9 protein-coding genes and 1 pseudogene are annotated in these 16,338 nt (G+C 64.1%); 8 read left to right on the plus strand and 2 right to left on the minus strand.

The window, feature by feature from the left end:
* Positions 1-55: 55 nt before the first annotated feature.
* The gene (locus ACFPN5_RS11615) at positions 56-952 is read right to left on the minus strand and encodes an ion transporter (RefSeq protein ID WP_379783339.1); all 897 of its coding nucleotides are present in this window, start codon (positions 950-952) and stop codon (positions 56-58) included.
* Between the two features lie 188 nt (positions 953-1,140).
* On the opposite strand from ACFPN5_RS11615, the pseudogene ACFPN5_RS11620 reads away from it, so the two are divergent.
* The 8 genes and pseudogenes from ACFPN5_RS11620 to ACFPN5_RS11655 all read left to right on the plus strand — a co-directional run.
* Positions 1,141-1,430 (plus strand): annotated as a pseudogene (locus tag ACFPN5_RS11620) (IS110 family transposase); the annotation flags it as partial.
* Positions 1,431-1,902: 472 nt separating this feature from the next.
* Entirely contained in the window at positions 1,903-3,147 is a 1,245-nt protein-coding gene (gene astC / locus ACFPN5_RS11625) for an acetylornithine/succinylornithine family transaminase (protein WP_379783341.1), read from the plus strand.
* An 84-nt stretch (positions 3,148-3,231) separates the two neighbouring features.
* The gene (locus ACFPN5_RS11630) at positions 3,232-4,257 is read left to right on the plus strand and encodes an arginine N-succinyltransferase (protein WP_379783343.1); all 1,026 of its coding nucleotides are present in this window, start codon (positions 3,232-3,234) and stop codon (positions 4,255-4,257) included.
* A gap of 10 nt (positions 4,258-4,267) precedes the next feature.
* The gene (astA, locus tag ACFPN5_RS11635) at positions 4,268-5,299 is read left to right on the plus strand and encodes an arginine N-succinyltransferase (protein WP_379783345.1); all 1,032 of its coding nucleotides are present in this window, start codon (positions 4,268-4,270) and stop codon (positions 5,297-5,299) included.
* Positions 5,292-6,773 carry a succinylglutamate-semialdehyde dehydrogenase gene (astD, locus tag ACFPN5_RS11640; protein WP_379783347.1) on the plus strand — a complete coding sequence of 494 codons (1,482 nt, stop codon included), beginning with the start codon at positions 5,292-5,294 and terminating at the stop codon, positions 6,771-6,773. Before astA ends, astD begins: the two co-directional genes overlap by 8 nt.
* A 17-nt stretch (positions 6,774-6,790) precedes the next feature.
* Positions 6,791-8,134, plus strand: coding sequence for an N-succinylarginine dihydrolase (astB, locus tag ACFPN5_RS11645; protein WP_379783349.1), 1,344 nt, complete (start codon positions 6,791-6,793; stop codon positions 8,132-8,134).
* Between the two features lie 324 nt (positions 8,135-8,458).
* Positions 8,459-13,153 (plus strand): NAD-glutamate dehydrogenase domain-containing protein, encoded by a 4,695-nt coding sequence (locus ACFPN5_RS11650; protein WP_379783351.1) that lies wholly within the window; start codon positions 8,459-8,461, stop codon positions 13,151-13,153.
* A 3-nt stretch (positions 13,154-13,156) separates the two neighbouring features.
* Positions 13,157-14,155, plus strand: a complete 999-nt coding sequence (locus ACFPN5_RS11655) for a succinylglutamate desuccinylase (RefSeq protein WP_379783353.1) — start codon at positions 13,157-13,159, stop codon at positions 14,153-14,155.
* 50 nt (positions 14,156-14,205) lie between these two features.
* Here ACFPN5_RS11655 and ACFPN5_RS11660 read toward each other — a convergent pair whose 3' ends face one another.
* A complete protein-coding gene (locus ACFPN5_RS11660) occupies positions 14,206-16,149 on the minus strand; it encodes a serine hydrolase domain-containing protein (RefSeq protein WP_379783355.1) in 1,944 nt (647 codons plus the stop codon).
* Positions 16,150-16,338: the final 189 nt, after the last annotated feature.

Below are 16,338 nucleotides of genomic sequence, written 5' to 3' on the forward strand. Positions count from 1 at the left end.
GACGCTAGAGTGGAGGCCGTGTCCGGATGCCAGGCCTTGCCCCGGCTGTGTGCTCTTAGGTGCTCCTGGCCGGTTCAGGCAAGGCAGTGCCGCAGTTCCTGCAATAGCGTGAACTGACTTCGTGTCCGCCACTCCCGCAGTGACCGCAGCGCAACGTTGACCGAAGTGGGGTTCGTCGTCCGCTCCGTTGCGCCGTCATCTCGGCGGTCACGATGCCGGTTGGTACTGCAAGGATGCCCCAGCCGAGCAGCATCATAAACGAGGCAATTGCTTGGCCTAGCGCGGTCTTGGGGGTGATGTCCCCATAACCGACGGTAGTCATGGTGACGATGGCCCAGTACATCGCTGCCGGAATACTGGTGTAGCCGTTTTCCGGTCCTTCGACCACGTACATTACGGTACCGAGGATGAGCACGGCCATTAAGACCACGGCCAGAAAAACCATAATCTTTCGTCGGCTCGCTGCCAGTGCTTCACCCAGGCGCGTAAATTCCTCGAAATACCGAGAGAGCTTGAAAATCCTCAGCACACGCAGCAAGCGCAGGATGCGGATGTCAAGCAGTGCCTCTGTTCCTGGAATCAGCAGCGAAACATAGGTCGGTAGCAGCGATATAAGGTCGATAAGGCCATAGAAACTGAGCGCATAGCGTAGTGGATGCCGCACAGTCGCGAGCCTCACCGCGTACTCGATCGTGAACAGCAACGTGAAGAACCACTCCAAGCCATTCATCAGATCAGCGTGCGGGCCACCAATTGCCGGTACGCTCTCAAGTACGACTACCAGGATGCTGAGCAGGATTGCAACAACCAGGCCGATGTCAAACGCACGTCCCGCCGGCGTTTCGATCCCAAAAATGATTTCGTGGACATGCGCACGCCATCCTCCTTCCGGGCCGGCAGACTCTGCCGGGCGGAACGCATCATGTTGGTGATGTTGAGATGGGGTCGACACAGAGCCTCTTGAGGATGTAGCTAATTACGTTCGGCCCATGCCGAAATCATTAACTCTCGGCATGAACATCCTGGACTTCGTGCTCTGAATAGTCCCGGTTTTCGGCACTCGAGAGGCACTATTGCAACGTCGATTATAGCCAATGCGACCCTGCGAGCCACGACCGGCTTGAAAAGAAGGAGTCCGTCATGAAGCTTATCCGCGTTGGGATCGACTTGGCAAAGAATGTCTTTCGGATTCACGGTGTTGACCGGTCTGAGAAGGCGATATGGCGACGCAAGCTCGTTCGGGGCGACTGGATCAAGGCAATGCTCGACCGAATTGAGCCGGGCTGCGAGATCGGCATGGAAGCGTGCAGTAGCGCGCATCACTGGCCCGGTTGCTGCAGGCTCGAGGCTATACGGTCAAGCTCGTCGCCCCGCAGTTCGTTAAACCCTACGTCAAGAGCAACAAGAACGACGTCAACGATGCCGAAGCAACAAGCCGCATGATGGCCAACAGGTCAAACCGGCGCTGACAGAACCCGCAAACGTCTGAGGCTTTTAAGCCCGTCAAAGTGATAGGGAGTCAGCGCGCGAATAGCCCATCAGGGTCCAGCGCCTGGAACAGGTGTAGCAGTACGAGACCGCATATACGTAAGCAGTCGCACCTCACGGCCAAAATACGGATTGTTTACAAACGAGGAGGAGTCCGTATACGGACGTCCGTGCTGCTTAGTGTACGGGAATGATTGTCTGCCATACAAGTAACCCATACCGCGCGTGTCGGTATCGTGGCTAATGTTGCAGAGCCTTCGTCGGCACAAGATCGCTTACCTTGCAGTACTCCGGCCAAAAATGAAAATCCCCGTCGCACTTCTGCAAGAACTTGCCACCCCGTCTTCCTATAATGATCAGGTTCGGCGCCCGTCCCTTGGCGCGCCAGTCACCAACGTGGATGAGGAAAAAGTCATGAATGCAAAGCTCGATTCGGGTGTCACAACGCGGCCTGTCACTCGGCAGACCTTCGACGAAGTCCTCGTCCCGACCTACGCCCCGGCTGCGATGGTGCCGGTGCGCGCGGCGGGGCTGGATGTGTGGGACCAGGAAGGCAAGCGTTACCTCGACTTCACCTCGGGCATCGCCGTCTCGAGCCTCGGGCACTGCCACCCGGTGCTGGTCGACGCGATGACGAAGCAGATCAACACCCTGTGGCACCTCGGTAACGGCTACACCAACGAGCCGGTGTTGCGCCTGGGTTCGGCCCTGGTCGAAGCGACCTTCGCCGACCGCGCCTTCTTCGCCAACTCGGGCGCGGAAGCGAACGAAGCGGCCCTGAAACTGGCCCGCAAGTACGCGCACACGAAATTCGGCGCGCACAAGTCGCGCATCGTTTCCTGCCTGTCGTCGTTCCACGGCCGCACGCTGTTCACCGTGTCGGTCGGCGGCCAGCCGAAGTACACCGAAGGCTTCGAGCCGCTGCCGCAGGAAATCAACCACATCCCGTACAACGACATCGAAGCGGCGCGCGCCGCCATCCTCGATGACGTCGCGGCCGTGATCGTCGAGCCGATCCAGGGCGAGGGCGGCGTCATCCCGGGCGACCATGACTTCCTGGTCGCGCTGCGCGAACTGTGCGACAAGACCGGCGCGCTGCTGATCTTCGACGAAGTGCAGTCGGGCGTGGGCCGCACCGGCGCCTTCTATGCGTACATGAACACCTCAGTCATCCCGGATGTCCTCACCAGCGCCAAGGCGCTCGGTAACGGCTACCCGATCGGCGCCATGCTCACCACCGAGGAGATCGCCCAGCACCTGAACGTCGGCTCGCACGGCACCACCTACGGCGGCAACCCGCTGGCGGCCACCGTCGCGCTGAACGTGGTCGAGATGATCAACCAGCCGGCCTTCCTGGCACGCGTCAACGAAGCGAGCGCGAAGATCTTCGCCAATCTGGAAAAGCTCACTGCCGAGTTCCCGCAGCTGTTTGGCAAGGCGCGCGGTCAGGGCCTCTTGATCGGCCTGCCGCTGGCCGAAGGCTTCAAGGGCCGCGCCAAGGACGTTACCAAGATCGCCGAGAAGATGGGCCTGATGCTGCTGATCGCCGGCCCGGACGTGATCCGCTTTGCGCCGGCGCTGATCGTCACCGACGAGCAGATCATGGAAGCGGACCGCATCCTGCGCGCCGCGGTCGCGGAATTCCTGGCCGCCGCCTGACGCTGCCCGCTTTTATACCACCCGGCCCGCGCAGCGACGCGGGCCGCGGTTCGTCCGCAGCGCAGTGATTGGGAGTGAGTCCATATGTATGTAGTCCGTCCGGTAGAACTGAGGGACATCGACGCCCTGGAAAGCCTGGCCGCCGTGATGACGCCCGGCGTGCATACGCTGCCGCGCACGCGCGATACCATCGCCGCTTTCATCGAGCGCTCGATCGCTTCCTTTGCGGCGCAGGTGGACATTCCGAGCGAAGAGTCCTACCTGTTCGTGCTGGAAGAGACGGCGACAGGTGACGTTGTCGGTACCGCCGCCGTGCACGCCTCGGCCGGCTCGAACGGCACCTATTTCGCGTTCCGCAACGACGTCATCCAGCAGGTCTCGCGCGACCTGAACATCTGCCACAGCGTGCATGCGCTGACGCTCTGTTCGGAACTGACCGCCTGCTCGCAGCTCTCGGGCTTCCACCTGCGCGACCGCGAGCACGCCGGCATCGAGGCCGCGCTGCTGTCGCGCGCGCGCCTGCTGTACGCGGTGCTGGCGCCGAAGCGCTTCGGCGACCGCTTCTTCGTGCCGCTCGCCGGCGTCACCGATAACGACGGCCAATCGCCGTTTTGGAACGCGCTGGGCCGCAAGTTCTTCAAGATGGATTTTTTGGAGGCCGAACGCGTCGTCGGCGGCGCGCGCAACCGCACCATGATCGTCGAGCTGATGCCGCACTATCCGGTTTATGTGCCGCTGCTGCCTGGCGACGCCCAGGCGGCGATGGGGCAGATCCACCCGAGCGGCCAGCTGGCCTTCAACCTGCTGACGCAAGAAGGCTTCGAGGCGGACGAATATGTCGACATCTTCGACGGCGGCCCGATCCTGGCGGCCCATAAACTCTCGCTGCGCTCGTTCTGCGGCTCGCAGCACCGCCGCGTCGAGACTACGCGCGGGGCCGACAGCGACAAACTCGTCACCTATGCGGTGGCGACGAATGCCGAGCGCTTCCGCGCCATCACCGTGGCCTGCCCGCCATGCGACACTTCCGACGTCGTCTGCCTGCCGCTGGCAGCGCAGCAGGCGCTTGGCGTGAAGCCGGGCGACCCTGTCATCTGCGTCAGAATCTGAGAGAGGCACCATGCTCGTCATTCGTTCCATTGCCGCTTCGGACCTCGACCCGCTGATCGAGATGGCCCACCAGGTCGGCGGCGGCATGACCACCTTAAAGCCCGACCGCAAGATGCTGGGCGACCGCGTCGACTGCGCGGTGGCCTCGTTCGCCGGCACCATCCCGCCGGAAGAGCGCGACTACATGTTCGTGATGGAAGACACCGACAACGGCCAGCTCGCCGGCATCTGCGCCATCAAGGGCGCGGTCGGCCTGACCGAACCGTTCTATAACTACCGCATCGGCACCCTGGTGCACTCCAGCCGCGAACTGAACGTGTTCACGCGCATGGAAACGCTGTACCTGTCGAATGACCTGACGGGTGCCACTGAGCTCTGTTCCCTCTTCCTGCGGCCGGACTACCGCAAGGGGTATAACGGCAAGTGGCTGTCGAAAAGCCGTTTTCTCTTCATCGCCCAGTTCCAGCAGCTGTTCACCGAGAAGATCATCGCCGAGATGCGCGGCTACCTGCTGGAAGACGGCACCAGCCCGTTCTACGAAGGCCTGGGCCGCCACTTCTTCAAGATGGATTTCAACCACGTCGACGGCCTGACCGCGATCGGAAAAAAATCCTTCATCGCTGAACTGATGCCGCGCCAGCCCTTGTATGTGGACTACCTGCCGGAGTCGGCGCGCGAAGTGATCGGCCAGGTGCACCGTTCGACGCTGCCGGCCCGTAAGCTGCTCGAGCAGGAAGGCATGCACTACGAGGGTTATGTCGACATCTTCGACGCCGGCCCGGTGCTGCAGGGCCGCGTGAAGGAACTGCGTTCGGTGCGCGACAGCGTGCTGCGCGTGGCGGTCGAAGGGCGCCCCGAAGGCGAGACCGAATGCTTTCTGGTGTCGAACACGAAGCTCGACGATTTCCGGATGGTGCTGGGCCAGACCACGATCGACGGCGGCGAGGTTGCACTCTCGGTGCAGGAGCTGGCCCTGCTGCATGTCCAGGCGGGCGACCCGGTGCGCACGCTGTCACTCAACGTAAGGAAGAACAATGGCTAACCTGTCGAACTACATCAACGGCGAATGGCTCTCAGGTAGTGGCGCGGAACTGGTTACGATCGACCCGTCCACCGGCCGCCAGACCTGGGCCAGCAACGAGTCCACAAGCGAGGACGTGCAGGGCGCCGCCCAGGCCGCGCACGACGCCTTCGAAGCCTGGGCGCTGCGCCCGCTCGAAGAGCGCATCGCGGTGTGCACGCGTTTTCGCGACCTGCTGAAGGAACACGCCGAGGAACTGGCGTCAATCATCGCCGAGGAAGTGGGCAAACCCCTGTGGGAAGCGCGCACCGAAGCGGCGACAATGGCGAACAAGGTCGACATCTCGGTCCAGGCCTACGGCGCGCGCACCGGCGAAACGGCGGCGAAGGTTGCCGACGGCAACGCCGTGCTGCGCCACCGGCCGCATGGCGTGTTCGCCGTGTTCGGCCCGTATAACTTCCCGGGCCACTTGCCGAACGGGCACATCGTGCCGGCGCTGATCGCCGGGAACACGGTCGTCTTCAAGCCGAGCGAGTACGCGCCGCGCACTGCGGTGAAAACCGTGCAGCTGTGGGAGCAGGCCGGCCTGCCGGCGGGCGTGCTGAACCTGGTCAACGGCGGCCGCGACACCGGCGTCAACCTCGGCCAGAACGCGCTGATCGACGGCGTGCTGTTTACCGGCAGCAGCCAGACCGGCGCCGCCCTGCATAAACAGTTCGGCGGCCAGCCGGGCAAGATGCTGGCGCTGGAAATGGGCGGCAACAATCCGCTCGTCGTCTGGGACTTGCAGGACGACCCGAAAGCGATCGACGCCGCCGTGCATCACGCCGTCATGTCGGCCTTTATCTCCGCCGGCCAGCGCTGCACCTGCGCGCGCCGCCTGGTGGTGCAGGACAACGAGCAGGGCCGAAAATTCATCGAGCGCCTGGTCGAGGTGGCGTCCAGGCTGCAGGTCGGCGCCTCGAAGGCTGAGCCGCAGCCCTTCATGGGTCCGGTCGTCTCGGCCGCCGTGGCCGCGCGCCTGGTGCAGGCGCAGGCCGACATGGCGGCCAAGGGCGGCAAGGTGCTGCTGCAGATGCGCCAGCTCGATCCGAATGCAGGCTTCGTCACTGCCGGCATGGTCGACGTGACTGACGCCCAGGGCATCCCGGACGAAGAGTGGTTCGGCCCGCTGCTGCAGGTGATCCGCGTGAACAGTTTTGACGACGCCGTGCGCGCTGCGAACGCCACCGAATTCGGCCTGGCCGCGGCCCTGTTGTCGCCGTCGGAAGAACTCTGGAAGCGTTTTGCGATAAAAGCGCGCTCCGGCATCGTCAACTGGAACCGCCCGACTACGGGCGCGGCCAGCTCGGCGCCTTTCGGCGGCGTCGGTAAATCGGGCAACCATCGCCCGAGCGCCTATTACGCGGCCGATTACTGCGCCTATCCGGTCGCCTCGATCGAGACGTCCGAACTCGAAATGCCGGCCAAGCTGTCGCCGGGACTGCGCTTCTAAAGCTGAACATTTAAATTATGCGTAACGCTCGCGAATACAATTTCGACGGCCTGGTTGGCCCGTCGCACAACTACGCCGGCCTCTCGTTCGGCAACGTCGCTTCGTTCAGCAATGTGCGGAGCGCCTCGAACCCGCGCCTGGCCGCGCTGCAGGGCCTGGCCAAGATGCGCGACCTTGCCGCGCGCGGCTTCGCCCAGGCGGTGATGCCGCCGCAGGCGCGTCCGAACTTCCGGCTGCTGCGCAGCCTCGGCTTTTCGGGCACCGACGCCGACGTGCTGGCGCAGGCCTGGCGCGAGGCGCCGGTGATCCTGTCCTGCGCCTGGTCGGCCGCACCGATGTGGACCGCGAACGCGGCCACCGTCAGCCCTTCGGCCGACACCCGCGACGGCCGCGTGCACTTCACGGCCGCCAACCTGAACAACAAGCTGCACCGCTCGGAAGAGCACGTGCAGGCCACGCGCACCCTGCGCGCGATTTTTGCGGACCACGACCACTTCGTCGTGCACGACCCGCTGCCGCCGACGCCGGCCTTTGGCGACGAGGGCGCGGCAAACCACACGCGCTTCGCTGCCAGCCACGGTGCGGCCGGAGTCGAGTTCTTCGTGTATGGTCGGGTGGAGTTCGACCCGTCGGCGCCGTTTCCGAAAAAATACCCGGCGCGCCAGACCCTGGAAGCCTCGCAGGCCGTCGCCCGCCTGCACGGCCTGGACCCGGCGCGCACCGTGTTCGCCGCGCAGAACCCGGACGTGATCGACCAGGGCGTGTTTCATAACGACGTGATCGCAGTCGGAAACGGCAACGTCTTGTTCTATCATGAGCAGGCGTTTGCCGACGAGGCGGCCACGATCGAGGCGCTGCGCCGCTCGGTGGCCGGTGTCGGTGCCGAGTTTGTACCGGTACGCGTAGATGGTGGCATGGTGCCGGTGGCGGACGCGGTCGCGAGCTACCTGTTCAACAGCCAGCTGCTCTCGAAACCCGACGGCAGGATGGCGCTGCTGGTGCCGCACGAGTGCCGCGAAAATGCGGCGGTCGCGAACTACCTGGCTGGGCTGGTTAGCAGCGGCGGGCCGATCGACGAATTGCTCGAATTCGACCTGCGCCAGAGCATGCGCAACGGCGGCGGCCCAGCCTGCCTGCGCCTGCGCGTGGCGCTGACCGACGAGCAGGCAGCGAGCCTGCACGGCAGCGTGATCATGACTGAGACGCTGTATGCGCAGCTGGTGGAGTGGGTCGAGCGCTATTACCGCGACCGCGTGGAGCCGAAGGACCTGATGGACCCACAGCTGGCGATCGAATGCACGACGGCGCTGGAAGCATTGGAGCGCATTCTCGGGTTGCCGGGGTTGTACGATTTTAGTTAGTTTGCAGATGATCAGCCGGTGAGACCGCGTGGGCATGAATGCCCACCCTACGGTGCACCTCTTTTGTAGGGTGGGCCGGGCGGCGAACCGCTCTTGAGCCCACGCGGTACAACGGTAATAAGAAGACGGCGCTAAGCGAAGCGTCCGCAGAATTAAAACGAGCGCGGTGCAAGACGCACCGCATGTGAAGCACACGATGTACACGCTTCCGGGACAAGGAAGCCAGAGACCTGGACGGGCCAACCCCGTCCACCAAACGCCGGTCCGCGCAAAGCCAAAAGCCGTAGCGCCGACCAGCGACAACATTAGCTTTTGGAGAAGCACATGAACTACATGCCGCAAGATTTGCGTACCCAGACCCTTGCGCTGGTGACGAACCAGCCAGCAGCCGGCGCCACCGACCAGGTCCGCTCCCTGATCAGCGCCTGGCTCGGCGCGCTCGACGAGGAAGACCTGGCGGGCACCACGCCTGAAGCCCTGGCCCCTGTGCTGTGGGACGGCTTCACGCAGGCTGCCAAACGCACCGGGCCTGGCTGCCAGATCGCGCAACTGAGCTACATGGACACCAAGGGTAACAAGGACACGGCACTGCTGATCCTGAACGAAGACATGCCTTACCTGGTCGACTCGTTCGTCATGGCGCTGCGCAAGGAACGCGTCACCGCCGCCGGCGTCATGAATGCCGTGCTGCCGGTGCAGAGGGATGGCAACGGAGTCGTCACCAGCGTTGGAGACCCTGGTGCTCCCCTTGAATCGGTCGTGCTGGTGCTGATGAACGACGAACTGACCTTCGAAGAACTCGACCGCCTGACCGCGCGCATCCGCATGGTCGCCAACGATGCCGCCGTCGTGCACCGCGACGCCGTCGCCATGGGCGACCGCATGACGGAAGTTGCCGCCGCCGCTGCTGCGAACGGCACCCCGGCCGGCCAGGAAGTGGCCGCCTTCCTCGAGTGGGCCAAGAACGAAGGCTTCGAGCCCTTCGGCTACGCCTACTACGTCGTCCAGCCGGGCCAGACCGAACTGGCACGCGACATCCCGAGCCGCATCGGCGTGCTGAAGGACACCTCGCACCCGGTCTACGGCACCTGCCTGGCCAACATCCCGGGCGAACTGAATACCTTGTCAAGCCGCGCCGAGACCCTGTCGATCGTCAAGGCCGACGTCGAAGGCACGCTGCACCGCGACCAGCCGCTCGACTTCATCGGCGTGCGCAACACCGACGCACACGGCAACATCCTCGGCGAGCACTGCTTCGTCGGCCTGTTCACCCGCGCCGCCACCGCGACCCCGCTGGCGCGCCTGCCGTTCGCGCGCGGCCGCGTCGCGAAAGTCCTGAGCCTGGCCGGTGTGCGCCAGGAAGGCTTCCGCGCCGAGAAATTCCTCGAGATCCTGGAATCCCTGCCGCGCACCGAAACGGTGGAAGCCGATCCGGAGTGGCTGGCGCAAGTCTGCAGCTCGGTCGTTTCGCTGTACAAGCAGCCGCGCGCGAAAGTCTTCGCCCGCCGCGACGTGTATGGCCGCCACATGAACGCGCTGGTCTACCTGCCGCGCGAGCGCTACAGCGCAGCCGTGGCCACGTCGCTGGTCCAGGCCATGAAAGAAAGCACCGGCGCGCATGACGTGCGTTACTTCACCCTGGTCGCTGACGGCCCGCTGGCCCGTGTCTACCTGATCGCACACGGCGCTCGCAACGAACTGGACCTGGAAAAAGACGTCCAGCAGCCGCTGCTGTCCGTGCTGGACGACTGGCACGACCGCTTCGCCGCGCTCACCAGCGACATGCAGGACACTGCTCAGCGCAGCAACCTGCGCAAGCTCGTCCCGAACCTGCCGGTCAACTACATCACCGCCACCGAGCCGTCGGTTGCCTTCCGCGACCTGCAGGTCATCCTGCAGAACGAACAGTCGAACCGCGTGTCGGCGCGCATCGAAGCCGGCGACGTCGGCACCGCATCGGTGCGCTTGTACTCGGACGAGACCGTGCCGCCGCTGTCGCGCATCCTGCCGGCCCTGCATAACGCCGGTGTCGCCATCGACCGCGAGCAGACCTACCGCATCACCACCGCCGACGGCGGCCATCACTACGTGACCGCGCTCGCCGTCGACGCCGAATCGGCCGCCAAGCTGGCCAAGCCGGGCATCGTCAACGTGGCCGAAGAACTGTTCGCCGCGCTGTTCAACGACGAAGCCGAAGACGGCCGCATGAACGGCCTGTCGATCGAAGGCGGCCTGTCGATGCGCGAAGTGCAGCTGGTGCGTGCCTACATCAGCTACTGGCGCCAGCTGGGTTCGAAGTTCTCGGTGCGCTACATGGCCGAGACGCTGCGCTCGCAGCCGGCCCTGGTGAAAGAATTCGTCACCGCCTTCCTGCAGCGCTTCAACCCGGCCCTGGCCGAGTCCGAGCGCGCGGCCGGCACCGCCAAGCTGGCGTCGCTGAAGGCCGGCCTGTCGAGCGTGAACCACGCCGACACCGAAGAAATCATGGCCGCCCTGGTCGAGCTGGCGCTGGCAACGGTCCGCACCAACTACTTCCAGAACGCTGGCGAAAAAATCATCTTCAAGTTCGATACCAGCAGCCTGTCGCTGGCGCCGGAACCGCGTCCGTACCGCGAAATCTACGTGTTCTCGCGCCGCTTCGAAGGCGTGCACCTGCGCGGCGGCCCGGTCGCCCGTGGCGGCCTGCGCTGGTCGGACCGCATGGAAGACTACCGTACCGAGGTGCTGGGCCTGGTGAAGGCGCAGATGGTCAAGAACGCCGTCATCGTGCCGGCCGGCTCGAAGGGTGGTTTCGTCTGCAAGCAGATGCCGAAGGATGCGGCGCGTGAAGTCATCGCTGCCGAAGGCGAAGCCTGCTATCGCATGTTTATCTCCAGCCTGCTGGAACTAACCGACAACCGCGTGCGCGGCGCGATCGTGCCGCCGGAAGCAACCGTGCGCCATGACCAGGACGACCCGTACCTGGTGGTCGCCGCCGACAAGGGCACCGCAACCTTCTCTGACATCGCCAACGGCATCGCCGTGCAGCGCGGCTTCTGGCTGGGCGACGCCTTTGCGTCCGGCGGCTCGAACGGCTACGACCACAAGAAGATGGGCATCACCGCCAAGGGCGCCTTCGAGGCGGTCAAGCGCCACTTCTACGAAATCGGCCACGACATGAGCACGACGCCGATCACGATGGTCGGCGTGGGCGACATGTCGGGCGACGTGTTCGGCAACGGCGTGCTGCTGTCGCGCCAGCTGAAAGTGCTGGCCGCGTTCGACCACCGCCACATCTTCCTCGACCCGGCACCGGATGTCGCGGCCTCGTTCGCCGAGCGCCAGCGCATGTTTGCGCTGCCACGCTCGTCGTGGGAAGACTATGACAAGTCGCTCATCTCGGCCGGCGGCGGCGTGTTCCCCCGTTCTGCCCGTTCGATCGACCTTTCGCCTCAAGTACGTTCTGCGCTCGGCATCGAAGAGACCTCGCTGGCGCCGGAAGAGCTGATGCACCGCATCCTGCTCGCGCCGGTCGACCTGTTCTACAACGGCGGCATCGGTACCTATATCAAGTCGTCGAACGAGACCCACGCCCAGGTGAAGGACCGCGCCAACGACCGCATCCGCGTCAACGGCAACGAACTGCGCTGCAAGGTGGTGGCCGAAGGCGGCAACCTGGGCGCGACCCAGGCCGGCCGTATCGAATTCGCGCTGGCCGGTGGCCGCATCTTCACCGATGCGATCGACAACTCGGCCGGCGTGGACTGCTCGGACCACGAAGTCAACATCAAGATCTGGCTCGACACCGAAGTCAATGCCGGCAAGCTGCCGGAAGCCGACCGTAACCGCGTCCTGAACGACATGACCGGCGACGTCGAGACCCTGGTCCTGCGCGACAACACGCAGCAGACCCACCTGCTGACCCGCGAAGTGCAGGCCCAGGCGAACGGTTCGGTCGTGGACAGCTACGCTGCCCTGATCACCAGCCTGGAAAGCGAAGGCGCGGTATCGCGCGAGCTGGAGCAGCTGCCGACGGACACCGAACTGCAGCGCCGGAAAGCCATGGGCGTCGGCCTGACGGCACCGGAACTGGCCGTCGTCGTCGCCAACGTCAAGAACCGCTTCAAGCGCATCCTGGCCGCGCTGCCGCTGACCGACGAACCATGGGCCGACACCGTGCTGCGCCCGTACTTCCCGGCGCAACTGGTTGCCACCCGCGATCCCCTGGACCACCCGCTGGCCAACGCCATCCTGGCCACCGTGCTGGCCAACGAAGCGGTCAACCGCTGCGGCCCGCTGATGATCCGCGACCTGGCCACCGAGCACCGCGTCGACGAAGCGGAAGTCGTCAAGGCCTGGGGCCGTGCCTGGGCGGCGCTGAACCTGGCGCCGGTGTTCGACGCGCTCGACGCCGACGCGCTGAAGGTGCCGCGTGACGTGTCGGTCGCGGTCGATGCGCGCACCCGTGCGCTGCTGCGTGCCGTGATCGAAGGCGTGCTGTCGCTGCCGCAGGGCGCCGACGGCATGGAAGAGCTGCAGTCGCTGTTCGCCAATAGCGACCAGGTGCGCCAGCTGATGCCGGCCAAGGCGGAAGCCGACGGCCACGCCGGCCTGAACGCGGGCTTCGTGCATGCCTGGAAGTCGGTCGAGACCATCGAGTCGCTGGCCACCTTCCTGTTCGCCGCGGTATCGGTGCAGCGTCCAGCCGGGATGTCGCTGGCCCAGTTCCTTCAGGTCGGCATGGCGCTGCGCGAGCGCGCCGGCATCGACACGCTCGAGCGCGGCCTGAAGCTGCCGCCGCAGAGCAAGTCGCAGGAACAGCTGCGCAACTACGCGATGCAGGCACTGCGCCGCACCCAGCAGCGCCTGCTGCTGCAGGTGATCGGGCGTGCCGGTAGCGGCGACGCGCTGGCGGCGGTGGATGCGGTAACGTCGGAAATGGGCCTGACCGGCTACGCGCCGGTCACCGACCTCGAACAGGCAATGCTGGACGTCTGGTCGCTGTCGGAAGGTTCCAATCCCGAGCGCCTGGCAGCGTAAAGCATGAGCGCGCCCGTCATTCCCGTGGTGCCCGAAGCGGTGCGCGCGCTGGCCGAGGCTGATTTCGGCCCGGTCGCGCAGCGCTTCACCGATGCCGGCTTTGTGGTCGGGATGCCGTTCAAGGGCATCCTGACGGTGAAGGGCGCGCGGCCCGACATTTCCCGTCCGGCGGTGCTGCTGTCGGTCGGCGTGCATGGCGACGAGACCGGGCCGATCGAAATGGTCGCGCACGTGATCGAGGCGCTGTCGCGCCAGCCGCAGCAGATGGTGGTGGACCTGATGCTCTGCGTCGGCAACATCGACGCCATCGCCGCCGGCAAGCGCTTTATCGACGCGGACCTGAACCGCATGTTCAGGCCCGAACGTGGCACGCTGGCCGGTACCGCGGAAAGTGCGCGGGCCGATGAGCTGATCGCCGCCACCGATGCCTTTTTCGAAGGCACGGGACCGGTGCGCTGGCACCTCGACCTGCATACTGCAATCCGCGCCTCGCACTATCCGATGTTCGCGATCGTGCCGGATCTGATCGGGGAAGAGGGCAGGGCGATGCTGCTCGACTGGCTGGGGCAGGCGGCGATCGGAGCGATCGTCATGAACCCGAAGTCGGCCGGCACCTACAGCTATTACTCGGCCGAGCACCACGGCGCGGCAGGCAGCACCGTGGAACTGGGGCGGGTCGGCACGCTGGGGCAGAACAACCTGGCCCAGTTCGTCGATGCCTCCGCTGCCCTCGACGGCCTGCTGCGCGGCGTGCATGCCGGCGCCAGGAGCAAGCCGCATGTGTTCAAGGTGGCGCAGGAGATCCTTAAATTATCCGATGATTTCAGGATGGGCTTTTCCCGCGAAACGCCAAACTTCGCCTCGCTCAAGCGGGGCGACGTGATCGCCACCGACGGGGAGACGGTGTACACCGTGTTCCATGAGGAGGAGCGGGTGGTGTTTCCGAATCCCGATGTGCGGGTGGGATTGCGCGCCGGGTTGATGGTGGTGCGCGTGGAGTGATGGGGTGAATAGAAGGACCAAAGCCGCGAGAGATCGCGGCTTTTTTTGTTTCACCAGCGCCCGTCCCACAACAGCAAGTTGCCTTGCAGGGCAACTGTGGCCAAACCCAGCGCGGCAAGTACCAAAACCGATTGCCAGGCACGCTGTCCCCAACCAGCAGGCGTTGCGCGCCATGTACGAACGGCTGCCCACAGGTACAGGCCAATCGCGCCGATAGCTGCCCATGACAGGACCTGAATGCAGCGGAGCGCCATGCCGAAGGCCGGGGTCGAAACGAGCAGTTTGTGGTTCAGGACCACGACCGCTGTCGCAGCGTAGAGGAGCCAGGGCGACAGCGTAAGAACCGAAGCAAGGAGACTTACCTTGCCCACACTCGCGCCGATACGGGCGCTGGAGGGCAGCTTGCTGGCGCGCCTTCGCCACACGGCGGCGCCGGCCCGCCAGATCAGATGCAGGCACAGGACGGCCAGCGAGATGGTCAGCGTCGGCATAATTACGTGGGGATGCTGATACCAGGGCAGCCTTCTGTCTACATGGGTCGGATTGCTGCTGTGCCCCATCACCCAATTGCCGTGCAGGTCGCGGCGGAAATATTTTCTGGCCGAACCGTCGTCGCTTTGCCAGACATTTTCGGCAATTGGTCTCCAGGTAATGGCCCGGCCATCTTCCCGGTGTGTCCTTCCGATAATGAGCGATGCGCCCGGTCCTTGGCGTATCACGGTCTGGTTTGTCAGGAGATCGCTCATGTACAGGGGACTCGAGGCATAACTCCGCGTGAGCATATAGCTCCCGACCAGGCTTGAAGCGCCAGATGCAGCCGCCAGGGGTACCGCAGGAGGAGATAGCAAGGGGAAATAGCGATGTCCGAACTGCTTCAGGAGGCTGGTACGAATGGGATGGACGCCACTATTCTGGACAACAAACAGTCCGGTCCGGCCATCGGCGAACAAGTACATTGCCGAGTTCGACAAAGGGATATCTCCGTGATGCCCCAGTACGCGCCCCGCTCCCAGCTCCATTTCGTAGACTCCCAGCGCCACGCCGGGTGCGGAAGGATGATGGCGATAGGCGACCGTGTGCATCCGGGCACGGGTGCCAGGACCGAAGAGCTTGTTTGCAAGTTCACCGGCCGACAAGTGGGCAAGCATGAACTTCGCCATGTCGGCCGCAGTACTGGACGCTCCGGCGGAAGGGCTGACTTGGGTAATTTCAAATGGACGTTCCGGCTCTCGCGCACTCATGTAGTTCTTCGAGGCCTTGGCCGCCAGGTCTTCCGGAAGCGGTTGTTGAAAGCTGGTATGGCGCATGCCAAGGCGTCCAAGGATATTACTCTCGACATAATGATCGAAAGTTTCGCCCGATACTCTTTCAACGATATAGGCGGCGAGGGCCGTTCCATAACTGGAGTAAGAAGGGGTCGACCCGGGTGGGTAGATTTTCCTGGGCATGTGGCGCACCACATAGTCGCGCAAGGGACCTGGCGAGCCTGACTGGATCCAGCGATCTTCGATCGTCTCGTCGAAGCCAGCGGTATGTGTCATCAGGTGACGCATGGTGACTGGTTGGCCAAAGGCCTTCGGCACCGGAAAGTCAAGATAGGCGGCGATGTCGCGGTCCAGATCGATCTGCCCCCGCTCGACCAGTTGCATCACAGCGGTATAGGTAAACACTTTCGATAACGACGCGATGCGAAAGAGCGTTTCCGTGCCGGAAACCGGGATGCCCCTTGCCACGTCGGCATGGCCATAGCCACGCACGAAAAGAATTTTACCGTCCCTGACCACTGCCACCGCCGCCCCTGCGACCTGGCCGCGTGTGAGTTCGTTTGGAACACGCGAATCGAAAAAGGTGCTGAGATCGTCCGCCGTCATGTGCACGGTCGGAGACGCTTCGGCATGCGCCAGCCGCATGCTAGCTGCCAACTGACAGGTAATGACTAGCGTCGAGAGCAAAGCTACCCGGATGAGTCGTCGCAGGTCGAGGGATGGATGCATGTGAAGGTGGGTAGTTAAACAATCGGATCAGATATGTTGCCATTCTTTTTATTTCCTGCCGTCATCATAGACGATTTGCATAATTGTTAATAGTGGGGCGATACCGGCACCCGAGGGGGCCCCTGCCGCTTCCTTGCGCCTGCACAATCTCCCCATGTTCGCTAGACTTTGCGCTTCCAACAAGCACCG

The sequence above is a fragment of the Massilia niabensis genome, assembly GCF_042655085.1.
Lineage (GTDB): Bacteria > Pseudomonadota > Gammaproteobacteria > Burkholderiales > Burkholderiaceae_D > Telluria > Telluria niabensis.

Bases quoted from the DNA above. Each gene is read 5' to 3' on its own strand.
- astB (WP_379783349.1), top strand. From the start codon at position 6,791: ATGCGTAACGCTCGCGAATACAATTTCGACGGCCTGGTTGGCCCGTCG.
- ACFPN5_RS11650 (WP_379783351.1), top strand. From the start codon at position 8,459: ATGAACTACATGCCGCAAGATTTGCGTACCCAGACCCTTGCGCTGGTG.
- astD (WP_379783347.1), top strand. From the start codon at position 5,292: ATGGCTAACCTGTCGAACTACATCAACGGCGAATGGCTCTCAGGTAGT.
- astA (WP_379783345.1), top strand. From the start codon at position 4,268: ATGCTCGTCATTCGTTCCATTGCCGCTTCGGACCTCGACCCGCTGATC.
- ACFPN5_RS11660 (WP_379783355.1), bottom strand. From the start codon at position 16,149: ATGCATCCATCCCTCGACCTGCGACGACTCATCCGGGTAGCTTTGCTC.
- ACFPN5_RS11655 (WP_379783353.1), top strand. From the start codon at position 13,157: ATGAGCGCGCCCGTCATTCCCGTGGTGCCCGAAGCGGTGCGCGCGCTG.
- ACFPN5_RS11630 (WP_379783343.1), top strand. From the start codon at position 3,232: ATGTATGTAGTCCGTCCGGTAGAACTGAGGGACATCGACGCCCTGGAA.
- astC (WP_379783341.1), top strand. From the start codon at position 1,903: ATGAATGCAAAGCTCGATTCGGGTGTCACAACGCGGCCTGTCACTCGG.